Below are 23,361 nucleotides of genomic sequence, written 5' to 3' on the forward strand. Positions count from 1 at the left end.
TGGGCACTTTTCTGAAAAGTGCCCAGGTTTAGCCAAATTGGAGCGCCTACCGTTAGGCGACTAAACGCCGCCAGGTATTCGCGTAGGCGAGAACTTCTTCGCCCTGCCGTGCGGGAGGTATCAGCGCTGGCTCCACGAACGACCACTGGCGGCTGTCCTGGCCAAGAATCGCCGTGCCTTGCGTTGTTCCTGTACTGTCGGTACTGCCATACACGTTCTGAGCATGTTCGCTTCGCAGTGTCGCTAATACGTGCATATAGATCTTGTTGCCCGCAAAAGCGCCCTCCACAATGATGTCGCCTACTTGGCCTAACAAACTCAGACAATAGTCCGTCATTAACGCGCAGTAGACCGAGGCCAAGGCTGTTTTACCCGCGCCATTCAGCCGTTCGATTGGGCCGACGATCCGGCCGGTGCGGTGGCGAAAAGGGCCGCCCTGATCAACGAACGAGGGCAACGCAAATACCTCCTGGTCCATGACACGCTTCAGATCGACCAGCTCACCGTTAGCATCTCCACGTAACGTCTCCCACTCGCGCCCTCCCATAAAGCGAATGGTGGGCACAGGGGCACCGAAAGCGCTTACGTTGATCAGCATGTCGCGGGCCTCATCCAGCCCGTTAATGGCAGCACCAACCCCGCAGATAACGGTCCAGGTGCCGCTTGAAACAACGGCAAAAGGCGCTGCACGGTTCAAAAGATGGGGCACCAGCGAAGCGTTACTATCGTGAATACCGTTCAACACCTGGCAGCTATCCGGCAAACCGAGTGACTCGGCTAGCTCAGGCCGAACCGGGCCAAGCGATGCTCCTGTCGGTAAAATCGTAGGCAGCAGTGCTCGCCAGCCAAGCCGCTCTACCAGCGACGAGTAGTCACTTTTATGGGGGTTCCAAAGATCCGTATGGCAGCCGATCGACGTGGCCTCCCCGGCTTTTATACCGGTTAACCGCCACCCCCAGTATTGGGGATACATCAAGATATCCGTGACCTGCTCAAAGTCTTCGGGCCACGCCTGTGAAAGCCAGTACAACTGACGCCCCAGGTTGAGCCCACCCGCCAAATCAGGACTGCCTGTCTCCGCGAAAGGTGGCCGCACGCCGCGGTAGTCATTATTCAGCGCCGCGCACAGGTCGCTCTCATAATCAGGGATCGGCAGCGCCAGCTCATTGCCCACCATACACGCCGCCGTAGCGCCATGAGTAGTCACGCCGATGGAAACGACATGATAGTCATGAGCCAGGTCAGCCAGGGCTGCTTTCAGCCAGTCCCAGATAGCCTCCGTATCGATATGTGGGTAGCGGCCGTTCCGACAAATCTCATTGCCCCGGCGCTTTTCCACCAACACTTTACCGCCATTTTCTCCAAGGCTGAGCGCGCAGAGTTTGATGTTGGTCTTGCCGATATCAAGTACCGCCAGTACCGCCAGTACCGATTGATGCTGTTGTTGAGTCATGGCAGGTAGAAAACCTCGGTTAGCGGCTGTGCTTCCGGCTCAACAGAGTCGCGCTGGGTTTCCATAATGTCCGCCATGTATGCCCACCACCGCTGCATTACCGGGTGCGCTTTTAGCACTGCTTCATCTAGCGGGCCTTCCGTTTCAAAGCTGGCAAACAGTTGCAGCGTTTGGGGATGTAGAAAGATGTAGTAGTTGAAGATACCGCAGGCTTTCAAATGTGCTTGAAGTTCAGGCCAGAGGGCATCGTGGCGGGCGCGATATTCGGCTTCGCAACCTTGATGTAGCTGCATAACAGAGGCGTGGATCATTTGCGTTGCTCCCGCGCTGCCTGCAACCGCCCCGCCACCAGCGGAATACTGATCACGCAAATCAACATGGCGCCGATAATAATCGTCATCACGATACCCGGCACATTGAGCAGACCAAGCCCGAAGGTCACAAGGCCCATCAAGAAGACGGCAATGACGACGCCCACCATGCTGCCAGAGCCACCTAGAATACTTACCCCACCAAGCACGACCATCGTGATGATGCTCAGCTCCCAGCCAAAGGCGATAGAAGGTCGCGTGCTTCCTAAACGCGACGTCAGCAACACCGAGGCAAGCCCCGATATAGCCCCTACCATGACAAACAGAATCAGCTTGTGCTTGTTGACCTTAATTCCGGAATAGAGAGCCGCCGTTGGGTTATTACCGATGGCGTAAGTACGGCGGCCAAAATTGGTGTGATGTAGCAACCCATAAAATATCAGCGCCATCCCCATGAAAAGGGTGAATTCAAAGGAGAACACCCAGTAAACGTAGCCCTGACCGAAGAATTCAAAACCACTGGGGTAGTTAGTGAATGCGCCATCGCCAAGAATGACGTAGGTAATACCTCGATAGAGGCTCATGGTACCAATGGTGACGACAATGGAGGGTATACCGAAGTGGGTGACCACTAAACCATTAAACAACCCGCAGATAACGCCCACTGAAACGGCCACAAACACCAGCCCGCCCGGCCCCATGCCCGCTTCGGCAGCCAGCCCCATGCTCACCGAGGAGAGCGCAATGATCGAGGCGACAGACAGGTCTATCTCCCGGCAGATAATCAACATGGCCATGGGCAAGGCGATGATGGCTTTTTCAGTAAAGTTAAAAGTAGCGTCTGAGAGGTTCCAGGGATCAAGAAAATAGGGCGTGGCAAGGCTGTTAAACAGAAACACCAATACCGTTACCAATAATAAAAAAGTTTCCCAGCGCAACAGATGACGCAGCCAATGGTTGGACAAGCGGTTAGGCACAGCCGTTTGAGTCATGGTATTTGCCATTGGTCAAGCCTCCTGATGCTGAGCGGGCGTGGCGCGTTTACTCACCGCCCGGCGCAAAATAATACGCCCCTTGCTTCGCTCAGCCATTGAGTTGGCAATGACGGCGATGATGATAACGGCGCCAGAAATAGCCATCTGCCAAAACGGTGAAACACCCAGCACCGGCAAAGCATTATTGATGACACCCAGAAACAGAGCTCCCAGCGCGCAGCCGAGTACGGTGCCGACCCCACCCATAATGCTGATACCGCCAATCACACACGCCGCAATCACCTGTAGTTCGAAACCGTTCGCGACATCCACATAGGCAACCGCGTAGCGCGACACCCAAAGGTAACCACACAGTCCCGCCAGCATTCCAGATACCACAAAGGCCTTGAATTGCACTTTGCCAACGCTCACGCCGGTGTAGAAAGCAGCGACAGGATTTCCGCCAGACGTAAAGAAGTCCCGCCCGACACGCAAATGGCGAGTAGCGAAATAGAAAGTAGCGACCACGATGATACCGATCCAACCCATCATCGGCATGCCCAACACCACCGTGCGCGGCAAGCTGATAAAGCCGGCGCTCATCTGGTGGGCGTTCACCCAGGCACCATCTGAAAGCAGAAAGATAGTGCCGCGATAGATACTCATCGTACCCAGTGTTACGACAATGGCGGGCACCCCAACTATCCAAACAAAGAACCCATTAATGGCACCAAGACAAGCGCCCATTGCCATGGCAAAAAGTATCAACAAGGGTATTGGCACGCCGGGAAAAGCGGCATTGATCATGCCCACGACCATTCCCGTTAAAGCCAGGTTGGCGGCTACCGACAAGTCGATACAGCGGGTCAGGATAACCAGCATCTGGCCCATCGCCAGAATCATCAGGATAGAGGTATCGTTGAAGGCACTGACCAGGCTGTTCGGGCTTAGAAACGAGGGCGTGATAGCGCCCACCACTAATATCAACGCCAGGATTACCAGCGCCAGAAAACGCTCACGATGTTTAAGTAACGCGGACATCATGCGGCCATTCCTCCAGTAGCTGCACCCACCACAGCTTCAGGCGTGGCAGTTGCGCGAGTAAATTCACGCACCATCAGGCCTTCGTGCATCACAATAATGCGGTCGGCCATACCGAGCACTTCAGGCAATTCTGAGCTGACCATAATGACCGCCAGGCCATCGTTAACCAGCTCTGACATAAAGTGATGCACCGCCGCTTTGGAACCGATATCAATACCTTTGGTGGGCTCATCAAGGACAATGATCTTTGGCCGTGTCGCGAGCCATTTGCCGATAACAACTTTTTGCTGGTTACCGCCTGACAAATTGCCTACTTTTTGATCCCAGCTTGAGGTCTTGACGTTAAGACGCTCGCCATAAGCCCGTGCCACGTCATATTCACGCGTCTCATTTAGTAAGCCCCAGCGGTTAAGCCGCCCAAGCTGTGGCAAGCTGATGTTTTGAAAGATGGGGAGGTCCAAAATGACGCCCTGCTGTTGGCGCTCTTCCGGCACGTAAACAAGGCCTGCCTTGATTGCGTCAGCGGGCGAGCGGATAGTCACCGCTTCGCCATTAATGTGCACATTGCCGGTTGCTGCCTTCGACAGGCCAAAAAGTGCCTGCATAATTTCAGTACGGCCAGACCCTACCAGTCCGTAAAAACACAGAATTTCACCCGCACGCACTTCAAAATCAATGTCGGCAAACTCGGTCGGGTGGTTCAAATTTTCTACCGTCATCATCGGTTCGCCGATAGCCACGGTCTGCTTGGGAAAGGTTTCGCTGACACTGCGCGCTACCATCAACTCAACCAGTTCTGCTTCAGTAACATCGCTGATCATGCCTTCGCCAGCAAAGGTGCCATCGCGATAAACGACATAGCGGTCGGCGATGGTAAAAATCTCATCAAACTTGTGCGTAATAAAAAGAATGGCCTTACCCGCCTTTTTGAGCCGCTCAACGATGCCGTATAGCTCTTTGATCTCGTGGTGTGATAATGCGGCCGTTGGTTCATCAAGAACCACCACGCGGGCATCTACCGAGAGCGCCCGGGCAATGGCCACCATGTGCTTCTGGCCAATGCTTAACCCTCTCAAGCGGGCTTTGGGATCCAGGGGGGCATCAATATCAGCGAGGATTTCGCGAGTGCGCTCATGCATGGCGGGCCAATCAAGCCGCCCCAAGCGACCGCGCGTCAGGTAGTTACCTGCGAATATGTTCTCAGTAACGGTCAGCTCGTCGAACAGCACCGTTTCTTGATGGATAGCCGTGATGCCCAACTGGCGCGCCGCTTCAGGATCATCAATGCAAACCACTTCGCCAGCGACCTGAATTTCTCCGCCATCGGGCTGATAGATGCCGGTCATGGTTTTGACCAACGTGGATTTTCCGGCGCCGTTCTCACCTACCAAGGCAGTCACCTGACCGGGATAGAGATCAAGCTTAACCCTGTCGAGAGCCGTCACGCCGGGAAACGTTTTGGTGACGTTTTTCAGCGCGAACACTGCTGTACTTTGTGTCATGGCTATTATCTTTGTTATTGGATGTATTTTTTTGGTCAGGCGCTGCCGTAACAGCGCCAGCCCGATTTCGCGATTAAAAAATATCGGCGAAATCCTGAACATTGGTAGCGTCGTAGATGAAAGGCTCTGCCATGGCGGCACTGCCGTTCTCATCAAGCTGTGCAGTACCCATACGGCCCATGTCTACACTGGTTTCTGTTGCATTATCCATCACCAGGTTATAAGCGATGGTCGTTGCGGCGTAGCCCAAATCAACAGGATTCCAAATCGCAAAGTTATGCATGGCACCGCTCTCAACGTGGCCAGCAAGCTCCGACGGCAGCCCCAAACCGGTGACATAAACCTCACCAACACGGCCTTCATCGCTCACCGCTTGCGCCGCGGCCAAAATACCGACCGTGGTTGGGGCGACGATAACGTCCAGATCAGGATGGTTACGCATTAGCGCTACCGCTTCGCGATAACTCTTGTCTGCCAAGTCGTCACCATAAACGGTGTCTACAAACTCAAGCTGGGGAAATTCCGGTAGCACCTTTTTCATCTCTTCAATCCAGACATTCTGGTTGGTCGAGGTAGGTGTCGCACTGAGAATAGCCATCTGACCCGAGCTAACGCCTTTGGCTTCTAACGCATCGGCCGCTAGCTGTACATTCATTCGGCCAATCAAATCATCACTGGAGGGACTTAAGTGCACGCTGCGGCCCTCGGGTGCGACCCCAGAGTCCCAGGAAATCACTTTGATACCGCGCTGCTGGGCGCGGCTCAGGATAGGTACCAGCGCGTCCTGGTCGTTGGCGGAAACCGCGATAGCATCGACACGCTGGGCAATCAGCGAGCTGATTACCTCAATCTGGCCTTCAGCGGTTGTCGTGGTTGGGCCGGTGTAAATGATTTCTACATTACCCAGCTCTTCGGCTGCTTCCTGGGCACCTTCATTGGCGGCCTCAAAGAAACCGATACCCATTGCCTTGACCACAAGGGCGATGCGTACATCATCTTCAGCATGGGCGGGTGCTAAGTAAGCAATCGACAGTAAAGCAATCGACATCATTGCCGTTAGGGCTGGGAAGAGTTTTTTGAACATCGTGCGCTCCAATTTTGTTGTTATGCCCCGACCCTGCTTTGAGCATCAGCCGGGGGCGGTCGTTTCAAGGCCTTGATTGACGATAATCAGCTGACAACCCGCATCTTCGATCATTTGTCGCCTTGAGGGGTCAATACCATCGTCGGTAATGACGATATCGACATGAGATAATGGGCAGACGATGAGATTACTGCGGTTTTCAAACTTACTGGAATCGACCAGTAATACTCGCTGATCGGCCTGGTCCAGAAGCTTCATTACCGCCTGAACAATCTGAGGATCTGCCTCCATCACCCCCTGAGGACCTACTCCCTGCGCCCCGATGAACAGCATCGAGGCATAAAACTGACTGGAAACATCATTCGGAAACGGACTCAAGATAATGTTCTGTTCCCGATATACGTTACCGCCTGGTAGCATCACCATGCACTTGCTGCGTTTTAATAACTGCTCGGCAATCACGAACGAATTCGTCAGCACCTGCAATTTGCATGAGCGCATGAACTCCGCCATGAAGTAGGTTGTCGTCCCGCCACTAATGGTGACTGACATCCCATCTCCCAACAGACCCACCGCTTCCTTTGCAATGGCGCGCTTGGCCTTGGCGTTAATCAGTTGATTAACCGAGTAAGGCCGCCCTACCAGGGAGGTGTTAGCAGGTGGATGCAAGGCTTCCGCTCCGCCACGTACCTTTTTCAATTTTCCCTGTCGCTGCAGTTCGTTGATGTCTCGCCGAACGGTCGCTTCCGAAGCGCCCAATAAATTTACCAAGTACCCGAGGGTAGCAATGGGCTTTTCTTCAACTTCCGCCAAGATGATTCGATGGCGTTCAACTTCATGCATTCGTTATCCTCATTCATCACTATATTTCATAATCGATCATCTGCAAGCCAATTTTGAATATTTATGATTGATATTGACAGATAAAAATCTCGGATCGATACTTTTCTACAGACTAGACTCATAACTCGTCAAAATCGATCAAAAAAGGTCGCAGCCAGACCTTTCAACACAATAGCTTTCACAATAATAAGCACTCAACGCTATCAGTCCGGCTGCCGCTGCCCAATCACATCATAACAATACCCGAGGTATCTCATGCCCCAACAGCCCGCCAACCAGATCAATAATCGCTGGGATGACCGCCTGGCAGCCTCCATGAGCGAAGCCGAACAGCTGCATTACCGCTCCAATCTGCTCGGTGCCGACAAGCGTGTCACCAACTATGGCGGCGGCAATACCTCTGCCAAAATCATCCAGGCAGACCCGCTAACCGGTGAAAATATTCGGGTGCTTTGGGTTAAAGGCTCAGGTGGTGACATCGGCAGTATGGGGCTTGATGGCTTTGCAACCCTTTATCAGGACAAGCTTGAAACGCTTAAACAATTTTATAAAGGTGAGGCGCATGAAGATGAGATGGTGGGCGCACTTCTCCACTGCACCTTTAACCTGAACAGCCGCGCAGCCAGTATCGATACCCCGCTACACGCCTACTTGCCCTATACCCATGTTGACCACTTACATCCAGACGCTGTTATCGCCATTGCTGCGTCAAAGAATAGCCGTGAGCTCACCCAGGTTATCTACGGCGGCGACATTGGTTGGCTGCCTTGGCGCAGGCCGGGCTTCCAATTGGGCCTTGAGCTTGAAAAGATCGCCCGAGAGCAGCCGAATCTAAAAGGTGTGCTGCTTGAAGCGCACGGCCTGTTCACCTGGGGTGAAACAGCCAAAGAGTGCTACCAAACCTCGCTGGATATTATTAACAAGGCCCAGAGCTGGCTGGACGAACAGCTCAAGGACAAGGCAGCCTTTTCCGGCCCTCGCGTTACCAGCCTAAGTGCCGATAAACGCAAGGCCATCGCCGCTAAACTAATGCCGATTATTCGCGGTAAAACCAGTGACCATCAGCGTCAAGTCGGCCATTTTAACGACGCCCCTGAAGTTCTCGAATTCGTCAATTCCAATGACCTTGAAGCCTTGGCGGAGCTAGGCACTTCCTGCCCGGATCATTTTCTTCGCACCAAAATTAAGCCACTAATCGTTGGCTACGACCCCGAAACCGACAACCTTGATGCTGTTATCGCTGGCCTGGATGAACAGTTAGCCGACTACAACCGCGACTACGCGGCCTACTATGAGCGTTGCAAGCGGCCAGACAGCCCCGCAATGCGTGACTCCAACCCCGTCGTTTATCTGCTACCGGGCGTGGGCATGATCACCTTCGCCAAGGACAAAGCGACTGCACGCATCGCCAGTGAGTTTTATCTCAACGCCATTAACGTTATGCGGGGTGCGTCCGGGGTTAGCGAATACATGGGCTTGCCCGACCAGGAAGCCTTTGATATTGAGTACTGGCTACTTGAAGAGGCCAAGCTGCAACGGATGCCTAAACCAAAGGCACTGGCTGGACGCATCGCGTTAGTGACCGGAGGTGCCGGTGGCATAGGCCAGGCCACCGCGGCTAGAATGGCCAACGAAGGTGCCTGTGTGATGCTGCTCGATATTGACGCAGAAGGCCTGGAAACGGCGCAACAAGCGCTCGCTGACACGTTCAGTGCCGACATTGTTTCCACCTGCCTGATGGATGTCACCGACGAGCATCAGGTCGAGGCGGCTATCGCCCAGGCCTGCGTTGCCTTCGGCGGGGTCGACATTTTAGTCTCTAACGCAGGCATCGCCTCCTCAGCACCCATTGATGAGACAAGCCTGGAGCTTTGGAACCGTAACCAGGCAATTCTTTCGACAGGTTACTTTCTGGTCACGCGTGAAACGTTCAAAGTGCTCAAGCAGCAAAAAACGGGCGGTAATATTGTCTTCGTTGCCAGTAAAAATGGCCTGGTGGCTTCTGCTAATGCAAGCGCTTACTGCACCGCCAAAGCGGCAGAGATTCATTTGGCACGCAGTGTAGCACTGGAAGGTGCCCCGCTTGGCATTCGCGCCAATGTGGTTAACCCGGACGCCGTACTACGCGGCTCGAAAATCTGGACTGGCAAATGGAAAGAAGAGCGTGCCAGCGCCTACGACCTGGACACGGATGAGCTTGAGGATCATTACCGCCAACGCAGCCTGCTAAAGCTCAGCGTACTGCCTGAAGACATCGCTGAAGCTATCTACTTTTTTGTTAGCGACGCCTCAGCCAAATCAACCGGTAACATTCTTAATGTGGATGCGGGACACGCCCCTTCCTTTACACGCTGAGCCCCGCTTTAACTAACGCATAACTGGTGAAAGTATGACAAAAACAATGATCAATGCTGACCGCATCCATAGTGATAACGAGCAGCGAGCGGCCGACCTTGACCGCGACTATCAGTACCTTGGCGAAAGGCTTGCCCGTACCGACATTAGCATCGATACATTAACCAAACAGGCGCGCGGTCTGGAAATTGCCCTGCCCTCCTGGGGCGTGGGCACCGGTGGCACGCGTTTCGCGCGCTTTCCCGGTGAAGGCGAGCCACGTAATATTTTTGAAAAACTGGACGACTGCGCCGTCATCCAGCAGCTGGCTACCATGACACCGCGCGTCTCGCTGCATATCCCTTGGGATAGACCTTCTGATCCCAGCGAGCTTCGAGACTACGCTCTTGAGCGTGGGCTAGGCTTTGATGCCATGAACTCTAATACCTTTCAGGATGAGGCGGGTCAGAAGCTCTCCTATAAATACGGCAGCCTTACGCATACCGATGAAGCGACGCGCCGCCAGGCCATCGAGCACAACATTGAAGTGATCGAACTAGGTAAGCAGCTAGGCTCGAAAGCGCTTTCAGTCTGGATTGGCGATGGCTCCAATTTTCCCGGTCAACAGCATTTTTCCGACAGCTTCGCACGCTACCTGGACAGCGCCAAAGCGATCTATTCAGCGCTGCCCAACGATTGGAACATGCTAATCGAGCACAAGGTCTTTGAGCCCGCTTTTTACTCGACTGTGATTCAGGACTGGGGCTCGAACTACCTGGCCGCCAAGGAAACCGGCGAGCGCTGTCTCTGCCTGGTCGATTTGGGGCACCACGCGCCCAACGTCAACATTGAGATGATCGTTGCTCGTCTAGCCCAATTCGGAAAGCTGGGTGGGTTCCACTTCAACGACAGCAAGTATGGCGATGATGACCTGGACGCGGGTTCCATCGATCCTTATCAGCTATTTCTGGTGTTTAACGAGTTGGTTGATGTCCAGCGTAGAAACTCGCAGTTCGCGCCTTTCCACATGCTTGACCAATCGCACAATGTTACCGACCCCATTGAAAGCCTCATCTACAGCGCCGGGGAAGTACGACGCGCCTTCGTCAAGTCACTGCTGGTCGACCGCGAAGCCTTGGCACACCACCAACAGAACAACGATGCACTGATGGCCCAAGCAACGCTTAAAGCCGCGTTCAACCAGGATGTTGAGCCTATCCTGCAACAAGCGCGGCGCCTGGATGGTGGGGCTATCAACCCCATCGCCAGCTACCGCGCCTCAGGCTACCGGCAAACCTGCGGCGAGCAACGCCCAGCCGATGCAAACCGGAGTGGCTCAGGCATTGTTTAACTCGTAGGAAAAGCGCCAGCGGCATAGCCTGCTGTGTTTTTATTAGTAAAAGCAGGTGCTACGTTAATAGCGGCAACGACTCGCCGCTATTAACTATTTCAGTGTGATGTTGTCGGTTATAAGCGAATAGGAAGGTTAAGGCCGTATTGATCCCTTTTATTGGCCGGTTGCCTTACACCAAGTGGCAATTTTCGTTGTCGACCTCGCCAATACGGTTATTGAGCATGCGTAGCCTCTGGTCTCTCTGAACATGCAGTTTTCTATGCTTCTCGCCCTTGTTAATTTCGGGGGAAAGGTCAGCTGCCACGCTGATGTTTAACCGCCGCCCAATCATCAGGCTGCGCCTGTCATTGCGTTTCGCCATTAGGCGCAACCAGTCGCATGGGCGTACCCAGCGCATCCGTGACGAAAGCACTAAGCACTTGGCCTTGTTGGCTATCATCAATACGCAGCATGGGCACAAAGCTGCCCGGCTCGTACACGATGGTCGAGCGCTGGCTCTCGCTTTCTTTGCGCACGATGCGGTCGCCATCCCAGCCGTAGTGGGTGGTGGCGGTGGTGCCGTCCACCTAGCGCACGGTCTTGTTGATCCGGCGGCCCAGGCCGTCGTAGCGGTAGGTGGCCTCCGTGGTATGGCCATAGGCGCTGGTGTGGGTGAGCTGTACCAGGCGGTTGGCGCCGTCGAACGGTAGCAGGTGCCGTTGAGTTGGCCGAGGCAGTTGTCGGAGAGCGCCTGCTGGCCGTCCAGGCGGTTACCGGCGGCATCGCAATCACTTGGAAGTGATCGCCTTGTGGAGCGCGAAGCTCATCCGGGCCAGGGCTGCAACTGTTTATTGAATCCAAGTTTTGAAGCTATCATAGCTTATCTATGAATCCTGAAGATTGCTGACAGTCTTCCAGACATATACTGCACAAATAATTACCATTATATAAATCAAAATTACTGAATAAGTTGTTTTTTCAAATAACAGCTCGCCATCTACCGCTCCTCCAATTAGAAATATGAAAAAAAACATCGCTGAGTAGGATAGCAAAGTTATATTTTTACCTAGTCTCCTTGTATTTTCTTTTAGCAATTTAGCTATCAAAAAAACCATGAAAGATATAATTGACAATATAACGTCTATCATCTCTGGCACTCCTTATTACTTTCCATATAATTATTAATTCCACTAAAAGTGCCCATGCCCGCAGAGCCAGCTTCAATAGTTAGACCCGTTGTTGTTGCGCTTTGATAAGCTGGAATGAAGTCTTCAGGTAATCTTCGAAATAGCTGAAAAGTCCCAGGTTTCTGTATCGGCCTTAGAAGCCCGCCAACAGAAGTACCTAAATTCGCCCCATCTATGGCTAGATTTCCCCATTGTTCGCCCAACTGCTTGACGGCTGCTTCGCGTGCAAAACCTCTCCCATTTTCAGAGAAACCTTCTTGAATATTACTAACGCCAAGACCTGCAATAGGCGCGCCCGCTACACAACCTACTACTGTCTTACAGAGAGCCCCTCCCAATAAGACTTGACCACCGCCACCAACAACGGTAGCGGTACGTGTCAACACATCCATGCCCTCGTCTCGGATGAAGCGAGGTATCATTTTAGAATGAAACTTGATGGCTTCCCAAGCATTTAACCCTAGCGGATCCACCATCCCTGCTGGATTCGCCACATATCCATACAAATTAATCCCACCCAACAACCCAATCGGATCCTGGCTGATGTACCTGCCTTGCTGCGGATCGTAATATCGGTGGCGGTTGTAATAGAGCCCGCTTTCTTCATCGTGCCACTGTCCCTGAAAGCGGATCGGCTGCGCTGTGCTGCCGCGCTGATGTTTCACCGCCGCCCAATCATCGGGCTGCGCCTGCCATTTCGTTTCACCGTTGGGTGCCACCAGTTGTATAGGCGTACCCAATGCATCCGTGACGAAAGCGCTAAGCACCCGACCTTGCTGCGTATCATCAATACGCAGCATGGGCACGAAGCTGCCCGGCTCGTAGACAATGGTTGAGCGTTGATTTTCGGACTCTTCGCGCACGATGCGGTCACCGTCCCAGCCGTAGTGGATGGTGGCGGTGGTACCGTTGGTGTGGCGGACGGTCTTGTTGATCCGGCGGCCCAGGCCATCGTAGCGGTAGGCGGCCTCCGTGGTATGGCCGTAGGCGCTGGTGTGGGTGAGCTGTACCAGACGGTTGGCACCATCGTAGCCCATCGTCAGGCGCTCACCGTTGGGCTGTTGCCGTTCGATCATATTGCCCGCGCCATCGTAGCGGTAGCGGGTGCCGTTGAGTTGGCCCAGGCGGTTGTCGGAGAGGGCCTGTTGGCCATCCAGGCGGTTACCGGCGGCATCCACGGCGTAGCGGTGGGCCTGGTCGCCGTGCTGGCTGCCGGTCAGGCGCCCAGCGGCATCATAGCTGTACGCAATCACTTTGGAGTGCTCGCCTTGCAGGGCGCGGAAGCTCATGCGACCCAGAGCATCGTACTGGTACTGCTGGCCGCCGTTGGCCTGCGCGCCGCGCAGGGTGAGATGATCCAACTGGCCGAGGTTCGTATAGCCACGCTCCAGAATCAGCGGTTGGGTCTGGTCGCCACTGCCGAGGCTGACGCGGCGCTGAGTCTCGCGGTGCAGGGCATCCGGTATCAGGTCGATGTCAAGGTTCAGGTCCGGCGCGCTCAGGCCGTGCAGGTGGCCACTGCCGTAGGTGTGCCAGTTGAGCGCGGGCAGCTCGCCGAACTGGCTCTGCTGCGGGGCACCGTTGGCGGTGAGGGTGTGGTGCTGCTGCCACTGCCAGCCGCTGTTTCCCTCCATACCGGCATGCCGCTGCTGTTCGCCGGTTAGTCGCTGGGCGTGGTCGTAGCTGAATGTGACTTCGCCGTGGCTGTTAGTCACGCTGGCCAGTTGACCATTGGCGCCCCAGCGGTAGTGTTCGCTGCTGGCCGGGGCGTGTTCGGTGGCCGGTAGATGGCGAGCGGTCAGGCGGCCAGCAGTGTCGTAGTCGTAGCGCGTAGCCAGCGGCTGGCCGTCCGGGCCTGATCGGTTGGTTTCAATACGCTCGGTCAACTGGCCCGCGTCGTCGTAGCGATACTGCTGCTCGCGGCCGTCCGGGCCGGTCTCGCTGGCCAGGCGGTCCATCTCATCATAGGCAAAGCGGTAGACCGCGCCGTTGCCCAGCGTGAGTTCGTTCAGGCGGCCGATGTCATCAAACGCTGTGGTCTGGTGGCTGCCGTCAGCCTCGATACGCTGCACCGGGCGGCCGTGGTCGTCAAAGAAGAACTGCTGGCGAAAGCCTTGCGGGCCTTCCAGCTCGACCAGCCGGCCCTGCGGGTCATAGTGGTGGTGCCAGTGGGTGCCATCGGGCTGTTGAGTGGCAATACGGCGCCCTAACTCATCGTGCTGGGTGCGCGTGGTTTCCCCCAGGGCGTTGGTGACACTGGCGAGAAAACCGTGACGATCATAGTCGTACGCGGTGCGCTGCTGCGAACAGTCGACCTGGGCGGTGACCTGGCCCAGAGCGCTCCATTCGCGCTGGTGGGTCGCGCCCACCGCATCGGTGACCGTGGTGGGGCGGTCAGGCAGCTGCGCATTGTCATAGGCGAAGGCGATGGTGCCTTCCGGCCCGGTGACCTCCAACGGCTGGCCGCGTTCGTTGCGTGTAATTTGCCAGCGCTGGTGCTTGGGGCCTTCTACGCTGGTCGTATCGCCCATGGCGTCGCGCTTAAGGGTCCAGCGCTGACCATCCGGTGTGACCTGACCGATCACCTGGCCGTTCTCGTCGCGCTCGATCAGCGTCTCGCGGCCGAGCGGGTCGAGGGTGGCAACCTTGCGCCCAGAGCGGTCGTAGCGGAACTCGATGCGTGAGCCGTCAGCACGGGTGTGGGCAGTCCAGCGCTGGCCGGGGCCACTGCCCACGAAGTAGTACTGCTCTTCACGGCCCAGGCTGTCGGTGACCTGGGTGTGATCAACGTGATAGGTGTAGCGTCGGGCGAGGCCGCCGGCTTCCTGTTGGCCGACCACGCGGCCGTCCGGGGCATGGCGGTCCCAGGTGTAGTGGGCTTCCATACCGCCGGGCACACGGTGGGCGGTCAGCATGTGATCCTGCCACTCGAACTCGCGCACCACTTCGCCATGGCGGTGGCGCACGGCGAGCAGGTCACCGGCTGCGCTGAACGAGTAGCGCACCAGCCAGTCATCCTGCACGCTGCCGTCATGGTCCTGCACCAGCTTGACGCCGGTCAGGCGCTGGCCAGCATCGTCGGCCTGCCTGGGCAGCAGGGCATCGTAGACGAACTGATAATGACGCCCGGCGCTGTCGATGGCGCGTACCAACACGCCATTGTCCCACTGGTACGCCGTGGTATAGCCGTTGCGGTCGCGCTCTTCGATTAGCGGCCAGCGTGTGCTGGCCGCCTCGGGGCGGGCAAACACGTAGTAAAGACCGCTGGTATCGCTGAGCACGATGCGTTCGGGGTCGTCGCGCAGCGTCTCGTCCAGTGCTTGCCAGCGGATGTCTTCATCCACCACGTTGTCTTGAGGCGCTGATGCCCCTCCGCGGCGTATCCACAGCTGTTCGGTAGGCGAGAAGCGCGCCTGCCCCGGTGCGAGTGATCCAAAGGTAATTTGTCGCCCTTGGGCGTCGTGGATAACGCAGGCGTCATCTTCCAGGGTAATGGCCAGACTTTCGCCGGGCAGTGACCAGCCCTGGCCGAGTACGCCGATCCGCGCGTTGCTGGAAAGGTAGCCCCGGCTGAACACAAAGGGACGCGGTGCGGGCAGCGCAAAATCGGTCTCGGCGGGGAGCAACTTGGCGCCCAGCAGCGGGTTCACCGGGCTGCCGACGGCGGGTTCACAGGCGCTACAGTCGTCGGCCAGGCCATCGGTGATGTCGATGTCCTCCAGCGCCAGAGGCGTGGCCGCGGCAATGTCGCTGCTCAGCAGTGGCGTCTGGTGCGGCTCGAGGGTAACGTCTTCGCTCTCTTCCGGCTCCGCTTCGCCCGGCAGGTTAGGCAGCACGATCGCCTGCCCCTGGCCACGGCCCGGGCTGCCGCCGGAGTTGATTTTTACCTGCGAACCCACAATGGTCACACCGCTCGGGTCGAGTTTTACAAAACTGCCGCCGGCCTTGAGGGTGATCTCCGCGCCGGCCTCAATCACGACCTGAGAACCTGCCTTGTAGTGTACCTCGCGGCCGGCTTCCAACAGCTGCGAATCGCCGTAGAACTCGTGGCGGGTCTGATCCACCTGAAGATGAGCATCGCCCTTGATGTGGGTAAAGCGGTCGTTATGTACCGTCAGGTGGTCGTCGTTGTGAATCTCGGTCAAACGATTGCGGTGCAGTTTCAGATGGCTGTCGTTCTGGATCTCTTCGGTACGGTCGTTGAGCGTTAACAGCTCCAGGTCTTTCTGGGCGTGGAGCCAGATCTGCTCTTCGCCCGCTTCATCTTCAAAGCGCAGTTCGTTGAAGCCATCGGCCTTGTGGCTCTGGGTGCGAATGACCGTACGCGTCTTGTGTTCGGGCAGCGGGTACGGGGCGGTGTTGACGGCGTGATAGGTACGCCCGGTGACCAGCGGCTGGTCCGGATCGCCTTCGAGGAAGGAAACGATCACCTCGTGGCCGATGCGCGGTATGGCAATGCTGCCGTAGCCACCACCCGCCCAGCCCTGAGCCACGCGCACCCAGCAGCTGGCGGTTTCATTGGGTTCGGCGTAGCGGTCCCAGAGGAACTGAACCTTCACCCGGCCGTGCTCATCGCAGTAAATTTCCTCGCCTTCCGGGCCGACCACAAACGCCACCTGGGGGCCATCGACTCGCGGTTTGGGGTTGGGCGTAGCGCGCCAGGGGGCGTCGCCGGGTATGAGGGTGACCTGGTTGGCGTAGCGTGTCATGCCGCCCGATTCGCTACTGCTGATGCTGTCCTCTTCCAGCGCCTGGGGCTGCTCGCCCGTGTGGTGTACGGCCACCACCTGCCAGTCGCGGTTGAGGCTTTGCGTGTCGTGGTCGGTCAGGCTAAAGCGCACGCCGGGGGCAAGTTCGGGCAGGTCGCTTTCGGCATTCGCGGTGATCGCTTCGCGGCGCAGCTCTTCCAGGCGGATGCGGGTAAACGGCTGGCCGGAGGCGTCCTGCTTGTAGCGGCCGGGGTAATCGAAGTGCTCGTAATCCGTCTGCTGGCCGTGGGTTTCCACGTCGCGGCCCAGGTGTTCGTGCAGTTGGGCGTAGGCCGGGTTCTTGAAGCTGTAGTCTTTCAGGGTGGCAGTGGCCGCTGCCACACGGGCGGTGTGGCTGAGCTTGCGCACATGGCGGGTGGGCGCGGTGCCGCCGGCGCGGCTGTGGTAAGTGCGCTCGCCTACATTCGCCAGCACTTGAGGGTCATCGGCGAATACCAGCCGGTGGGCGCTCTCTTCAAATTCATGGAAGTAGAACAGCCCTTCTTCGGCAGCCAGGCGCTCGATAAATGCCAGGTCGGTCTCGCGGTACTGCACGCAGTATTCGCGCTCGGGCAGCTCGCGGGTGACGGCGAAGGCCACGTCGGTAATGCCACGTTCATCGCACAAGGTATTGATGATGGTTAGCGGATCGACTTTCTGGAAAATACGCGAGTTGTGACGCAGCGAAAGCCGCCAGAGCGCTGGGCGCAGCACCAGGGAGTAGAAGGTACGGCGGTGGCCGCGGTCGCCGCGACCAAACTCGCTAACGATACCGTGCACGTGACGCAATGCTTCACCATCCTGCCAAACGGTCAGAGTGGCTTCGCGGTCCAGCAGCTCGGCGGCATCCAGGCGGCCATCGCGGCTGGCCAGGTTGAGCACCAATTCAAAAGGCTGGGAGAGCGCTTCGCGGTGGGTAAAATCGATCACCGCGATATCATCAACGCCGGGCAGCGTTAGGGTGAATTGTAGGCCCTTACCGTTTGCCATCGTGCCACTCCCTGGAACGTAATAAAAAGACAAACGTCCAGAGTAGCGGTAACTCACTGAAGAGCAACCCTTTAAGCGCGCAAAGCGACAATATCCTACAAAAAAGTAAGAGATCTCTTACAAAAGCAGGATAAAACTGACGTACTAAAGAAAAACGTGCTGCTACTTAATTAGGTAATCTCTGCACCAACCCATGGCGCACATACCAAACGTGCTCGGCACGTTCCGCTACGTCTTGGCTAAACCAGCCGTTTAAATCACGCAGGCGGCGTTGGTGGCGCTCGATGGGCACAATGCCTCGGCCGATATCGCTGGCGATAATAACCAGCGCTGTTTGCTGCGCCTTGGCAGATTGCAGAAGCTCGTTTAAATCATCGCACCATTGTGACCGCCAGCCATCGCTTCCTGCATCTGAGTCCATGGAGGCTGAGAGCCACTCCAGTACGCCATGCAGTATTAATGGTGTGCTGGGCAACATTATCCCGGCGCACTCACGTAAGCGCTGCCCAGGCGCTAACCGCCACCAGACAGCACTTGGAAAACGTGTTTTTACAAGGCTTCGCTTACCGGCACAGGCACCGCCGATGAACAGTTGCATAGCCACTCTCCTTTTCCACAATCGCCGGGGTGATACGTCAATTGCCAGCGTCTTCCCTGGGCCTGAGTCACCGCGCCATCCCAAAACTCAATCGTTTCAAAGCGGCGACGAAGCTCGCGGATAACGCCGCCATGCGTCACGACCAGAATCTTGTGATACCCATGCGCCAAGGCATCTTTCGCTACATCGGCAAGCCAAAGCGCCAAGCGCTCACGTAACTGAGCCGCGGACTCGCCACCGGGAATTTGTAGCTCGCCGACACTATCCACCCAGGCTCGATAATGCGGCAAGTCCTTAAGTTCATCGTAAACCTTGCCTTCATAATCGCCAAAATTGAGTTCTTGTAGGCGAGACTCCAAACGTAGCGGCACCCCCGGTTTGGCCGCTTGAATCCATTCAAGCGTTTGTTGACAGCGGTGAAGGTCACTTGAATAGATCGCGTCAAAACGCTCGCTTGCTAGCGCTTCGCGAAGTGCTAAAAGCCCCTCTTCAGCATCAGGAAATAACAACGGAATATCGCGCTGTCCCTGATAGCGGCGCTCTACATTCCAGGCGGTGATGCCATGGCGTACCACCACCAGCTCAACATTAACCCCATCAGCCACAACTCACCCCCTTCTATCGTCGCGCCCACCATATCACCATTAATACCCTGGAACAGTGTCATCAGCGCCCATCGGCTGGCGACTACAAATAAGCCCGTCGCAAGACACATTGCCATAATGCCCGGCCAAAAAAGCGCGAGCAGCAGCAAAGGTACCAGCGCCAGCAGTACATCACGCAGGCCAAGCGACTGTTTCCAGGCCCAGGCCAGCCCTGTTTGTTGAGCACATGGCGTGAATACCAGTAGCATCGCGCCCCCCCACCGCCCCAGCGCGGGGAGTACCACCAACCACCAGAGCGGGGCGTCGTATTGCAGCAATGCCCAAAGCAGGACGCCTTTCCAGGCAAGCAAAAAAAGCAGCGCCAAGATGCCGAAACTGCCAATGAGGGGGTCTTTCATGATTTCCCAGCGGCGCGCCAGCGGCTGATTGCTGCCCAGTGCATCGGCTAAATCCATTACCCCATCCAGGTGCAAGCCACCGCTCAAGCCCACCCATAGGCTGAGCAGCGCAAGCGCGGCAATTGGCGTGGGCGCGTTTTGAAGCAACAGCGCCAGCAGCGTTAACAAACTACCCAACAATAGCCCCACCAGGGGATAGGCACGGATAGCCCAGCGGCGGGTTTTAGGTGTCCAGGGGCAAGCAATCGGTACCGGTAAGCGGGTTAAAAACTGCAGGGCAAGCGCACCACCATAAAAAGCATTTTTCATGAAGGGTCACTCTTGGGTTTCCACTCAATGGCATGCCCAGCCACCACTTCAAGCACCGAGTTTGCCTCAGCCGCCAGCCAGCAATGCAGTGACTGTAAAAATGTCAGGAAACTCCAGAGTTCTTTATCAGGTGAAGGCAGATCCTCATTGAGGTCGTTGGAAACCAGCACCAGGTGAATGCCTCGCGAGCGCGCATCTTGTACGCTCTTTTGTAAGAGCGCCTTGCCTTGGGAGTCAGTTAAACCACCCGCGTAACGCACCTGACTGGCCCAGAGTGTCAGGCAGTCCAACAATACAGCGGCGCCATCGGGCACTTGTGCGATAGCTTGGTCAATGGCAATGGGTGCTTCCATCGTGATCCAACGCGTATCCCGTGCGCTTTGATGGCGTGCCACTCGAGCCGCCATCTCTGCGTCATAAACCTCCGCAGTAGCAATGTAGTAGCAACTGCTCCCCTTGGCGGCTTTTATTACCTGCTGCTCGGCCACTGCGCTTTTCCCCGAGCGAGCGCCGCCACTAACAAAGACAATCATTCAGTACCTTTAATAATCGTTGGTTCGCTGTTGCGCCACGCAGGGCAATGCGCACCCAATCACCGTCCAGACCTGCAAAGTTATGCGTATGACGAACCAGTATGCCGTTTCGCAACAGATGCTCAAAAAGTACGTTACTGGTAAGCCCCCTTTCACGCAAAGTGTTATTAGGCCTTACCAGAAAAAAATTCGTCGTGCTGGTGACGACATCAAGCCCTTTTGTAGGCAGAGATGCCGCCATCAGCGGATGCTGCTGGTTTAGCCAGCTGCGAGTTTGCTCAGCAAACACCGCATCCCGAAGGAGCGGCGCCACCAGCGCAGCCGCCATCTGATTTACGCTCCAGGGAGGTTGATGCACCACCAGCGTTTGAATGATCGCCGAAGACGCCAGCACGTAGCCTACGCGTAACCCCGGCAACGTATAAAACTTGGTCATCGAGCGTAGCAGTAGCAAATGCGGATACTCGGCCAACAGGGGCGTTAACGACGCTCTTTCCCCCACCTGCACGGTCATATCGACAAACGCTTCATCAACCACCACATCGCAACCTATCGCTGCCGTGCGGGCCAATAACGCCTGCATGATACTCAGTGGAATCAACGTAGCGGTAGGGTTATTGGGGCGGCATAAAAACAGTACGCTGATGCCTTTTAGTGATGCCATTAACGCGTCGAGATCAAGCTCAAACGTTGGAGCGGATAACGCAACATAAGTAATTGGCAAACGATGTGCGCGGCAGGCGCGCGCATACTCTCCAAAGCCAGGCGTCACGATGGCGGCGCGCTTGCCCGCATACCGGGCTGCCGCTAAAAAAATCGCCTCGGCGCCCCCGTTGGTCAGCAGTACCTGCTCGGGCGTAACGCCGTGGTAGGCGGCTATCGCCTCTCGAGCCACGCGATAATCAGGTGCCGGATAATGGGCAAGCGACGCAATCGACGTAGTGAGCGCGTTTGCCACCCACTCAGGCGGGCCAAGCGGATTAAGGTTGGCACTAAAGTCTTCTATCGGGTGCGCATCGGGTAGCCCAAAGCGCTTTAAAAGTGCGGCTGGCTGGCCACCATGGCTTGGCCAGTGAGAGGCGCACTGATCTGAGTTATAGCTCACCTTACCCCCACCCATAGCAACCCCATCAGCCCCATAAACAGCAGCCACCCTACATGCATTAGTTGAATGGTCGCCCCAATGTGCGTCACGTTTAGTGGCGCCAGTGGCTCGCCAAGCGTTGCGCGCCGAGAAATAGCGCCTTGATAGGTATTATGCCCACCCAACTGCACACCCAATAGCCTGGCAACCATGGCCTCTGGCCAACCGGCATTGGGGCTTGGGTGACGCAGGGCCTCTTGGCAAGTGGCACGTAGCGCGCCTCGCCAGCGTAGCGGCTTGTTGGCCACCAAGGCCAATAAAATGCCGCCTAACCAAAGGCAACACGCGGTGATTCGGGCAGGCAGCCAGTTGGCAATATCGTCCAGCTTGGCCGAGGCAAAGCCAAACTTTTCAAAGCGCTCGTTACGGTAACCTACCATGGAGTCCAGCGTATTAATCGCCTTATACGCCAGAGCTAACGGCGCCCCGCCTATCACGGCAAAAAACAGCGGTGCGGTAATACCATCCACGGTATTTTCAGCCACGGTTTCTACCGTCGCCCGAGTGATTTCAGCCTCATCGAGCGCTACCGTATCGCGCCCTACAATCATGGAAAGCGCTTGGCGTGCGCCCGGCAAATCACCGTTAGCCAGCGGTACCGCGACGGCTCGGCCTGCATCCGCCAACCCTTTAATGGCAAGCGTTGTAGCCAGCAGCCAGAGCTCTGCAACTAACCCAAGCCAAACGTTAATCGCCGTTAACAGCGCAAGCACTGACCAGCTAACACCCCATACGCCAATGACGACGGTTGCGGTGAGTAGAAATCCCCGGCGCTTTCGCTGTGAATCAGTGCCTCGATTCCAGCGTTTTTCCAAAAAGCTGATCATGCGGCCAATGAAAACGACCGGGTGCGGCAACGAGCGAGGGTCACCTATTAGTAAATCCAACCCGATAGCGAATGTAATAAGCAGTAGCAGGGTCACGCTGTTTTGTCCGCGATACCGGCGGAGGTAAACGTCGCCATTTCAGCCATCATGGCGGTAGCCGCCTGGAGCAAAGGGAAAGCCAACGCGGCACCGCTGCCTTCCCCCAAGCGCATGCCCAGCGCGAGTAACGGTGTTGCCTCCAGCGCTTCCAGCGCTGCCCCGTGGCCTGGCTCTTCAGAGCGATGACCGAATACAAGATAGCCGCTTACAGCGGGGCAAATTCGGCAGGCAGTCAGTGCGGCCACGCTCGCAATAAAACCATCGACAATGACGGGCAGGCGATAAGCGGCTGCAGCCAAATAGGCGCCGGCCATCGCGGCTATTTCAAGCCCACCCAAGGCGGTCAGTACGCTTAGCGGTTGATCCGCCTCAAAATGCCGCGCCGCAAGCGCCCGTTCAATAACATTCACCTTATGGGTTTGCTGCTGGCTGTTAAGCCCTGTGCCTGCGCCCACCACCTGAGCCACCGGCGTACCGGTCAAGGCCGCTAACATGGCGCTACTTGCGGTGGTGTTGGCAATGCCCATCTCGCCTACTATCACACTACGACAACCCGCCTGGTGAGCGCGCCTCACGGCATTAATGCCTGCCTCAATTGCTGCTTGGGCTTGCTCAGGGAGCATGGCATTTTCAATAGCAATATTTCCCGAGGCACGGCGTATCTTATTGACGACCACGCCCGGCATATCAACATCGCTTACGACCCCCACATCGACGATTTCAAGCCTGGCGTTCACCTGCCGGGCAAACACGTTGATTGCCGCACCTCCGCTGGCGAAGTTGGCGACCATCTGTGCCGTAACCGCTTGGGGAAAGGCAGAAACGCCTTCGGCGGCAACGCCATGGTCCGCGGCAAACACCACAACCCCAGGCGGCGTAAGGGTAGGCGCACGTTCACCGCTAATTTCGCTAAGCTGAATCGCTAACTGCTCTAGCATCCCAAGGCTTCCAGGCGGCTTGGTCAGCGTGTCCAGATACGCCCTTGCCCTATCACCAGCAGCGTAATCAACAGGTTGTATCTGGGCAATAAGGGAATGCATAGCGG

Annotated in this window: 19 protein-coding genes and 1 pseudogene; 2 read left to right on the forward strand and 18 right to left on the reverse strand. The window is 56.4% G+C overall.

The window, feature by feature from the left end:
• Positions 1–52: 52 nt before the first annotated feature.
• The 7 genes from ACT3TY_RS11345 to ACT3TY_RS11375 all read right to left on the reverse strand — a co-directional run bounded on the left by ACT3TY_RS11345 (position 53) and on the right by ACT3TY_RS11375 (position 7,211).
• Complete coding sequence (locus tag ACT3TY_RS11345) at positions 53–1,453, reverse strand: FGGY-family carbohydrate kinase (protein ID WP_444628273.1); 1,401 nt, start codon at positions 1,451–1,453, stop codon at positions 53–55.
• Positions 1,450–1,764, reverse strand: a complete 315-nt coding sequence (locus tag ACT3TY_RS11350; RefSeq protein WP_444628275.1) for an L-rhamnose mutarotase — start codon at positions 1,762–1,764, stop codon at positions 1,450–1,452. Before ACT3TY_RS11350 ends, ACT3TY_RS11345 begins: the two co-directional genes overlap by 4 nt.
• The gene (locus ACT3TY_RS11355; protein WP_444628277.1) at positions 1,761–2,768 is read right to left on the reverse strand and encodes an ABC transporter permease; all 1,008 of its coding nucleotides are present in this window, start codon (positions 2,766–2,768) and stop codon (positions 1,761–1,763) included. The genes ACT3TY_RS11350 and ACT3TY_RS11355 overlap by 4 nt, the downstream gene beginning before the upstream one ends.
• Before the next feature lie 3 nt (positions 2,769–2,771).
• Entirely contained in the window at positions 2,772–3,782 is a 1,011-nt protein-coding gene (locus tag ACT3TY_RS11360) for an ABC transporter permease (protein WP_444628279.1), read from the reverse strand.
• Positions 3,779–5,284 carry a sugar ABC transporter ATP-binding protein gene (locus ACT3TY_RS11365; protein WP_444628280.1) on the reverse strand — a complete coding sequence of 502 codons (1,506 nt, stop codon included), beginning with the start codon at positions 5,282–5,284 and terminating at the stop codon, positions 3,779–3,781. Before ACT3TY_RS11365 ends, ACT3TY_RS11360 begins: the two co-directional genes overlap by 4 nt.
• A 73-nt stretch (positions 5,285–5,357) precedes the next feature.
• Positions 5,358–6,368 (reverse strand): rhamnose ABC transporter substrate-binding protein, encoded by a 1,011-nt coding sequence (gene rhaS, locus ACT3TY_RS11370; protein WP_444628282.1) that lies wholly within the window; start codon positions 6,366–6,368, stop codon positions 5,358–5,360.
• A gap of 45 nt (positions 6,369–6,413) precedes the next feature.
• Positions 6,414–7,211: a DeoR/GlpR family DNA-binding transcription regulator gene (locus ACT3TY_RS11375; RefSeq protein ID WP_444628283.1), complete on the reverse strand. Its 798-nt coding sequence runs from the start codon at positions 7,209–7,211 to the stop codon at positions 6,414–6,416.
• A gap of 255 nt (positions 7,212–7,466) precedes the next feature.
• On the opposite strand from ACT3TY_RS11375, the gene ACT3TY_RS11380 reads away from it, so the two are divergent.
• Positions 7,467–9,566, forward strand: a complete 2,100-nt coding sequence (locus ACT3TY_RS11380; protein WP_444628284.1) for a bifunctional rhamnulose-1-phosphate aldolase/short-chain dehydrogenase — start codon at positions 7,467–7,469, stop codon at positions 9,564–9,566.
• A 34-nt stretch (positions 9,567–9,600) separates the two neighbouring features.
• Positions 9,601–10,896 (forward strand): L-rhamnose catabolism isomerase, encoded by a 1,296-nt coding sequence (rhaI, locus tag ACT3TY_RS11385; protein ID WP_444628286.1) that lies wholly within the window; start codon positions 9,601–9,603, stop codon positions 10,894–10,896.
• 172 nt (positions 10,897–11,068) lie between these two features.
• On the opposite strand, the gene ACT3TY_RS11390 is transcribed toward rhaI, so the two are convergent.
• The 11 genes and pseudogenes from ACT3TY_RS11390 to cobT form a co-directional block, all read right to left on the reverse strand.
• Complete coding sequence (locus ACT3TY_RS11390; RefSeq protein ID WP_193053356.1) at positions 11,069–11,260, reverse strand: hypothetical protein; 192 nt, start codon at positions 11,258–11,260, stop codon at positions 11,069–11,071.
• A complete protein-coding gene (locus ACT3TY_RS11395) occupies positions 11,244–11,465 on the reverse strand; it encodes a hypothetical protein (protein WP_444628288.1) in 222 nt (73 codons plus the stop codon). The genes ACT3TY_RS11390 and ACT3TY_RS11395 overlap by 17 nt, the downstream gene beginning before the upstream one ends.
• Positions 11,466–12,022: 557 nt before the next feature.
• A complete protein-coding gene (locus ACT3TY_RS11400; RefSeq protein WP_444628341.1) occupies positions 12,023–15,715 on the reverse strand; it encodes an RHS repeat-associated core domain-containing protein in 3,693 nt (1,230 codons plus the stop codon).
• Between the two features lie 99 nt (positions 15,716–15,814).
• Positions 15,815–17,803: pseudogene (locus ACT3TY_RS11405) on the reverse strand (type VI secretion system Vgr family protein); the annotation flags it as partial.
• 166 nt (positions 17,804–17,969) lie between these two features.
• Complete coding sequence (locus tag ACT3TY_RS11410; protein WP_444628290.1) at positions 17,970–18,401, reverse strand: bifunctional adenosylcobinamide kinase/adenosylcobinamide-phosphate guanylyltransferase; 432 nt, start codon at positions 18,399–18,401, stop codon at positions 17,970–17,972.
• Positions 18,353–19,006 carry a histidine phosphatase family protein gene (locus ACT3TY_RS11415; protein WP_172118263.1) on the reverse strand — a complete coding sequence of 218 codons (654 nt, stop codon included), beginning with the start codon at positions 19,004–19,006 and terminating at the stop codon, positions 18,353–18,355. The genes ACT3TY_RS11410 and ACT3TY_RS11415 overlap by 49 nt, the downstream gene beginning before the upstream one ends.
• Positions 18,943–19,713, reverse strand: a complete 771-nt coding sequence (cobS, locus tag ACT3TY_RS11420) for an adenosylcobinamide-GDP ribazoletransferase (protein WP_444628292.1) — start codon at positions 19,711–19,713, stop codon at positions 18,943–18,945. Before cobS ends, ACT3TY_RS11415 begins: the two co-directional genes overlap by 64 nt.
• Positions 19,710–20,246 (reverse strand): bifunctional adenosylcobinamide kinase/adenosylcobinamide-phosphate guanylyltransferase, encoded by a 537-nt coding sequence (locus tag ACT3TY_RS11425; RefSeq protein ID WP_444628293.1) that lies wholly within the window; start codon positions 20,244–20,246, stop codon positions 19,710–19,712. The genes cobS and ACT3TY_RS11425 overlap by 4 nt, the downstream gene beginning before the upstream one ends.
• On the reverse strand, positions 20,230–21,351 hold the full coding sequence (gene cobD / locus ACT3TY_RS11430) for a threonine-phosphate decarboxylase CobD (RefSeq protein WP_444628295.1): 1,122 nt from the start codon (positions 21,349–21,351) through the stop codon (positions 20,230–20,232). Before cobD ends, ACT3TY_RS11425 begins: the two co-directional genes overlap by 17 nt.
• Complete coding sequence (cbiB, locus tag ACT3TY_RS11435) at positions 21,348–22,313, reverse strand: adenosylcobinamide-phosphate synthase CbiB (RefSeq protein WP_444628296.1); 966 nt, start codon at positions 22,311–22,313, stop codon at positions 21,348–21,350. Before cbiB ends, cobD begins: the two co-directional genes overlap by 4 nt.
• Complete coding sequence (cobT, locus tag ACT3TY_RS11440; RefSeq protein WP_444628298.1) at positions 22,310–23,356, reverse strand: nicotinate-nucleotide--dimethylbenzimidazole phosphoribosyltransferase; 1,047 nt, start codon at positions 23,354–23,356, stop codon at positions 22,310–22,312. The genes cbiB and cobT overlap by 4 nt, the downstream gene beginning before the upstream one ends.
• Between the last annotated feature and the right edge of the window lie 5 nt (positions 23,357–23,361).

The organism is Halomonas sp. AOP22-C1-8, from assembly GCF_052378905.1.
Taxonomy (GTDB): domain Bacteria; phylum Pseudomonadota; class Gammaproteobacteria; order Pseudomonadales; family Halomonadaceae; genus Vreelandella; species Vreelandella citrativorans.

Coding starts and splice junctions, on each gene's coding strand:
- ACT3TY_RS11345 (WP_444628273.1), bottom strand. CDS start 1,453: ATGACTCAACAACAGCATCAATCGGTACTGGCGGTACTGGCGGTACTT.
- ACT3TY_RS11380 (WP_444628284.1), top strand. CDS start 7,467: ATGCCCCAACAGCCCGCCAACCAGATCAATAATCGCTGGGATGACCGC.
- rhaS (WP_444628282.1), bottom strand. CDS start 6,368: ATGTTCAAAAAACTCTTCCCAGCCCTAACGGCAATGATGTCGATTGCT.
- ACT3TY_RS11365 (WP_444628280.1), bottom strand. CDS start 5,284: ATGACACAAAGTACAGCAGTGTTCGCGCTGAAAAACGTCACCAAAACG.
- ACT3TY_RS11350 (WP_444628275.1), bottom strand. CDS start 1,764: ATGATCCACGCCTCTGTTATGCAGCTACATCAAGGTTGCGAAGCCGAA.
- ACT3TY_RS11355 (WP_444628277.1), bottom strand. CDS start 2,768: ATGGCAAATACCATGACTCAAACGGCTGTGCCTAACCGCTTGTCCAAC.
- cobT (WP_444628298.1), bottom strand. CDS start 23,356: ATGCATTCCCTTATTGCCCAGATACAACCTGTTGATTACGCTGCTGGT.
- ACT3TY_RS11390 (WP_193053356.1), bottom strand. CDS start 11,260: ATGGCGAAACGCAATGACAGGCGCAGCCTGATGATTGGGCGGCGGTTA.
- rhaI (WP_444628286.1), top strand. CDS start 9,601: ATGACAAAAACAATGATCAATGCTGACCGCATCCATAGTGATAACGAG.
- ACT3TY_RS11375 (WP_444628283.1), bottom strand. CDS start 7,211: ATGCATGAAGTTGAACGCCATCGAATCATCTTGGCGGAAGTTGAAGAA.
- ACT3TY_RS11425 (WP_444628293.1), bottom strand. CDS start 20,246: ATGATTGTCTTTGTTAGTGGCGGCGCTCGCTCGGGGAAAAGCGCAGTG.
- ACT3TY_RS11360 (WP_444628279.1), bottom strand. CDS start 3,782: ATGATGTCCGCGTTACTTAAACATCGTGAGCGTTTTCTGGCGCTGGTA.
- cobS (WP_444628292.1), bottom strand. CDS start 19,713: ATGAAAAATGCTTTTTATGGTGGTGCGCTTGCCCTGCAGTTTTTAACC.
- ACT3TY_RS11410 (WP_444628290.1), bottom strand. CDS start 18,401: ATGCAACTGTTCATCGGCGGTGCCTGTGCCGGTAAGCGAAGCCTTGTA.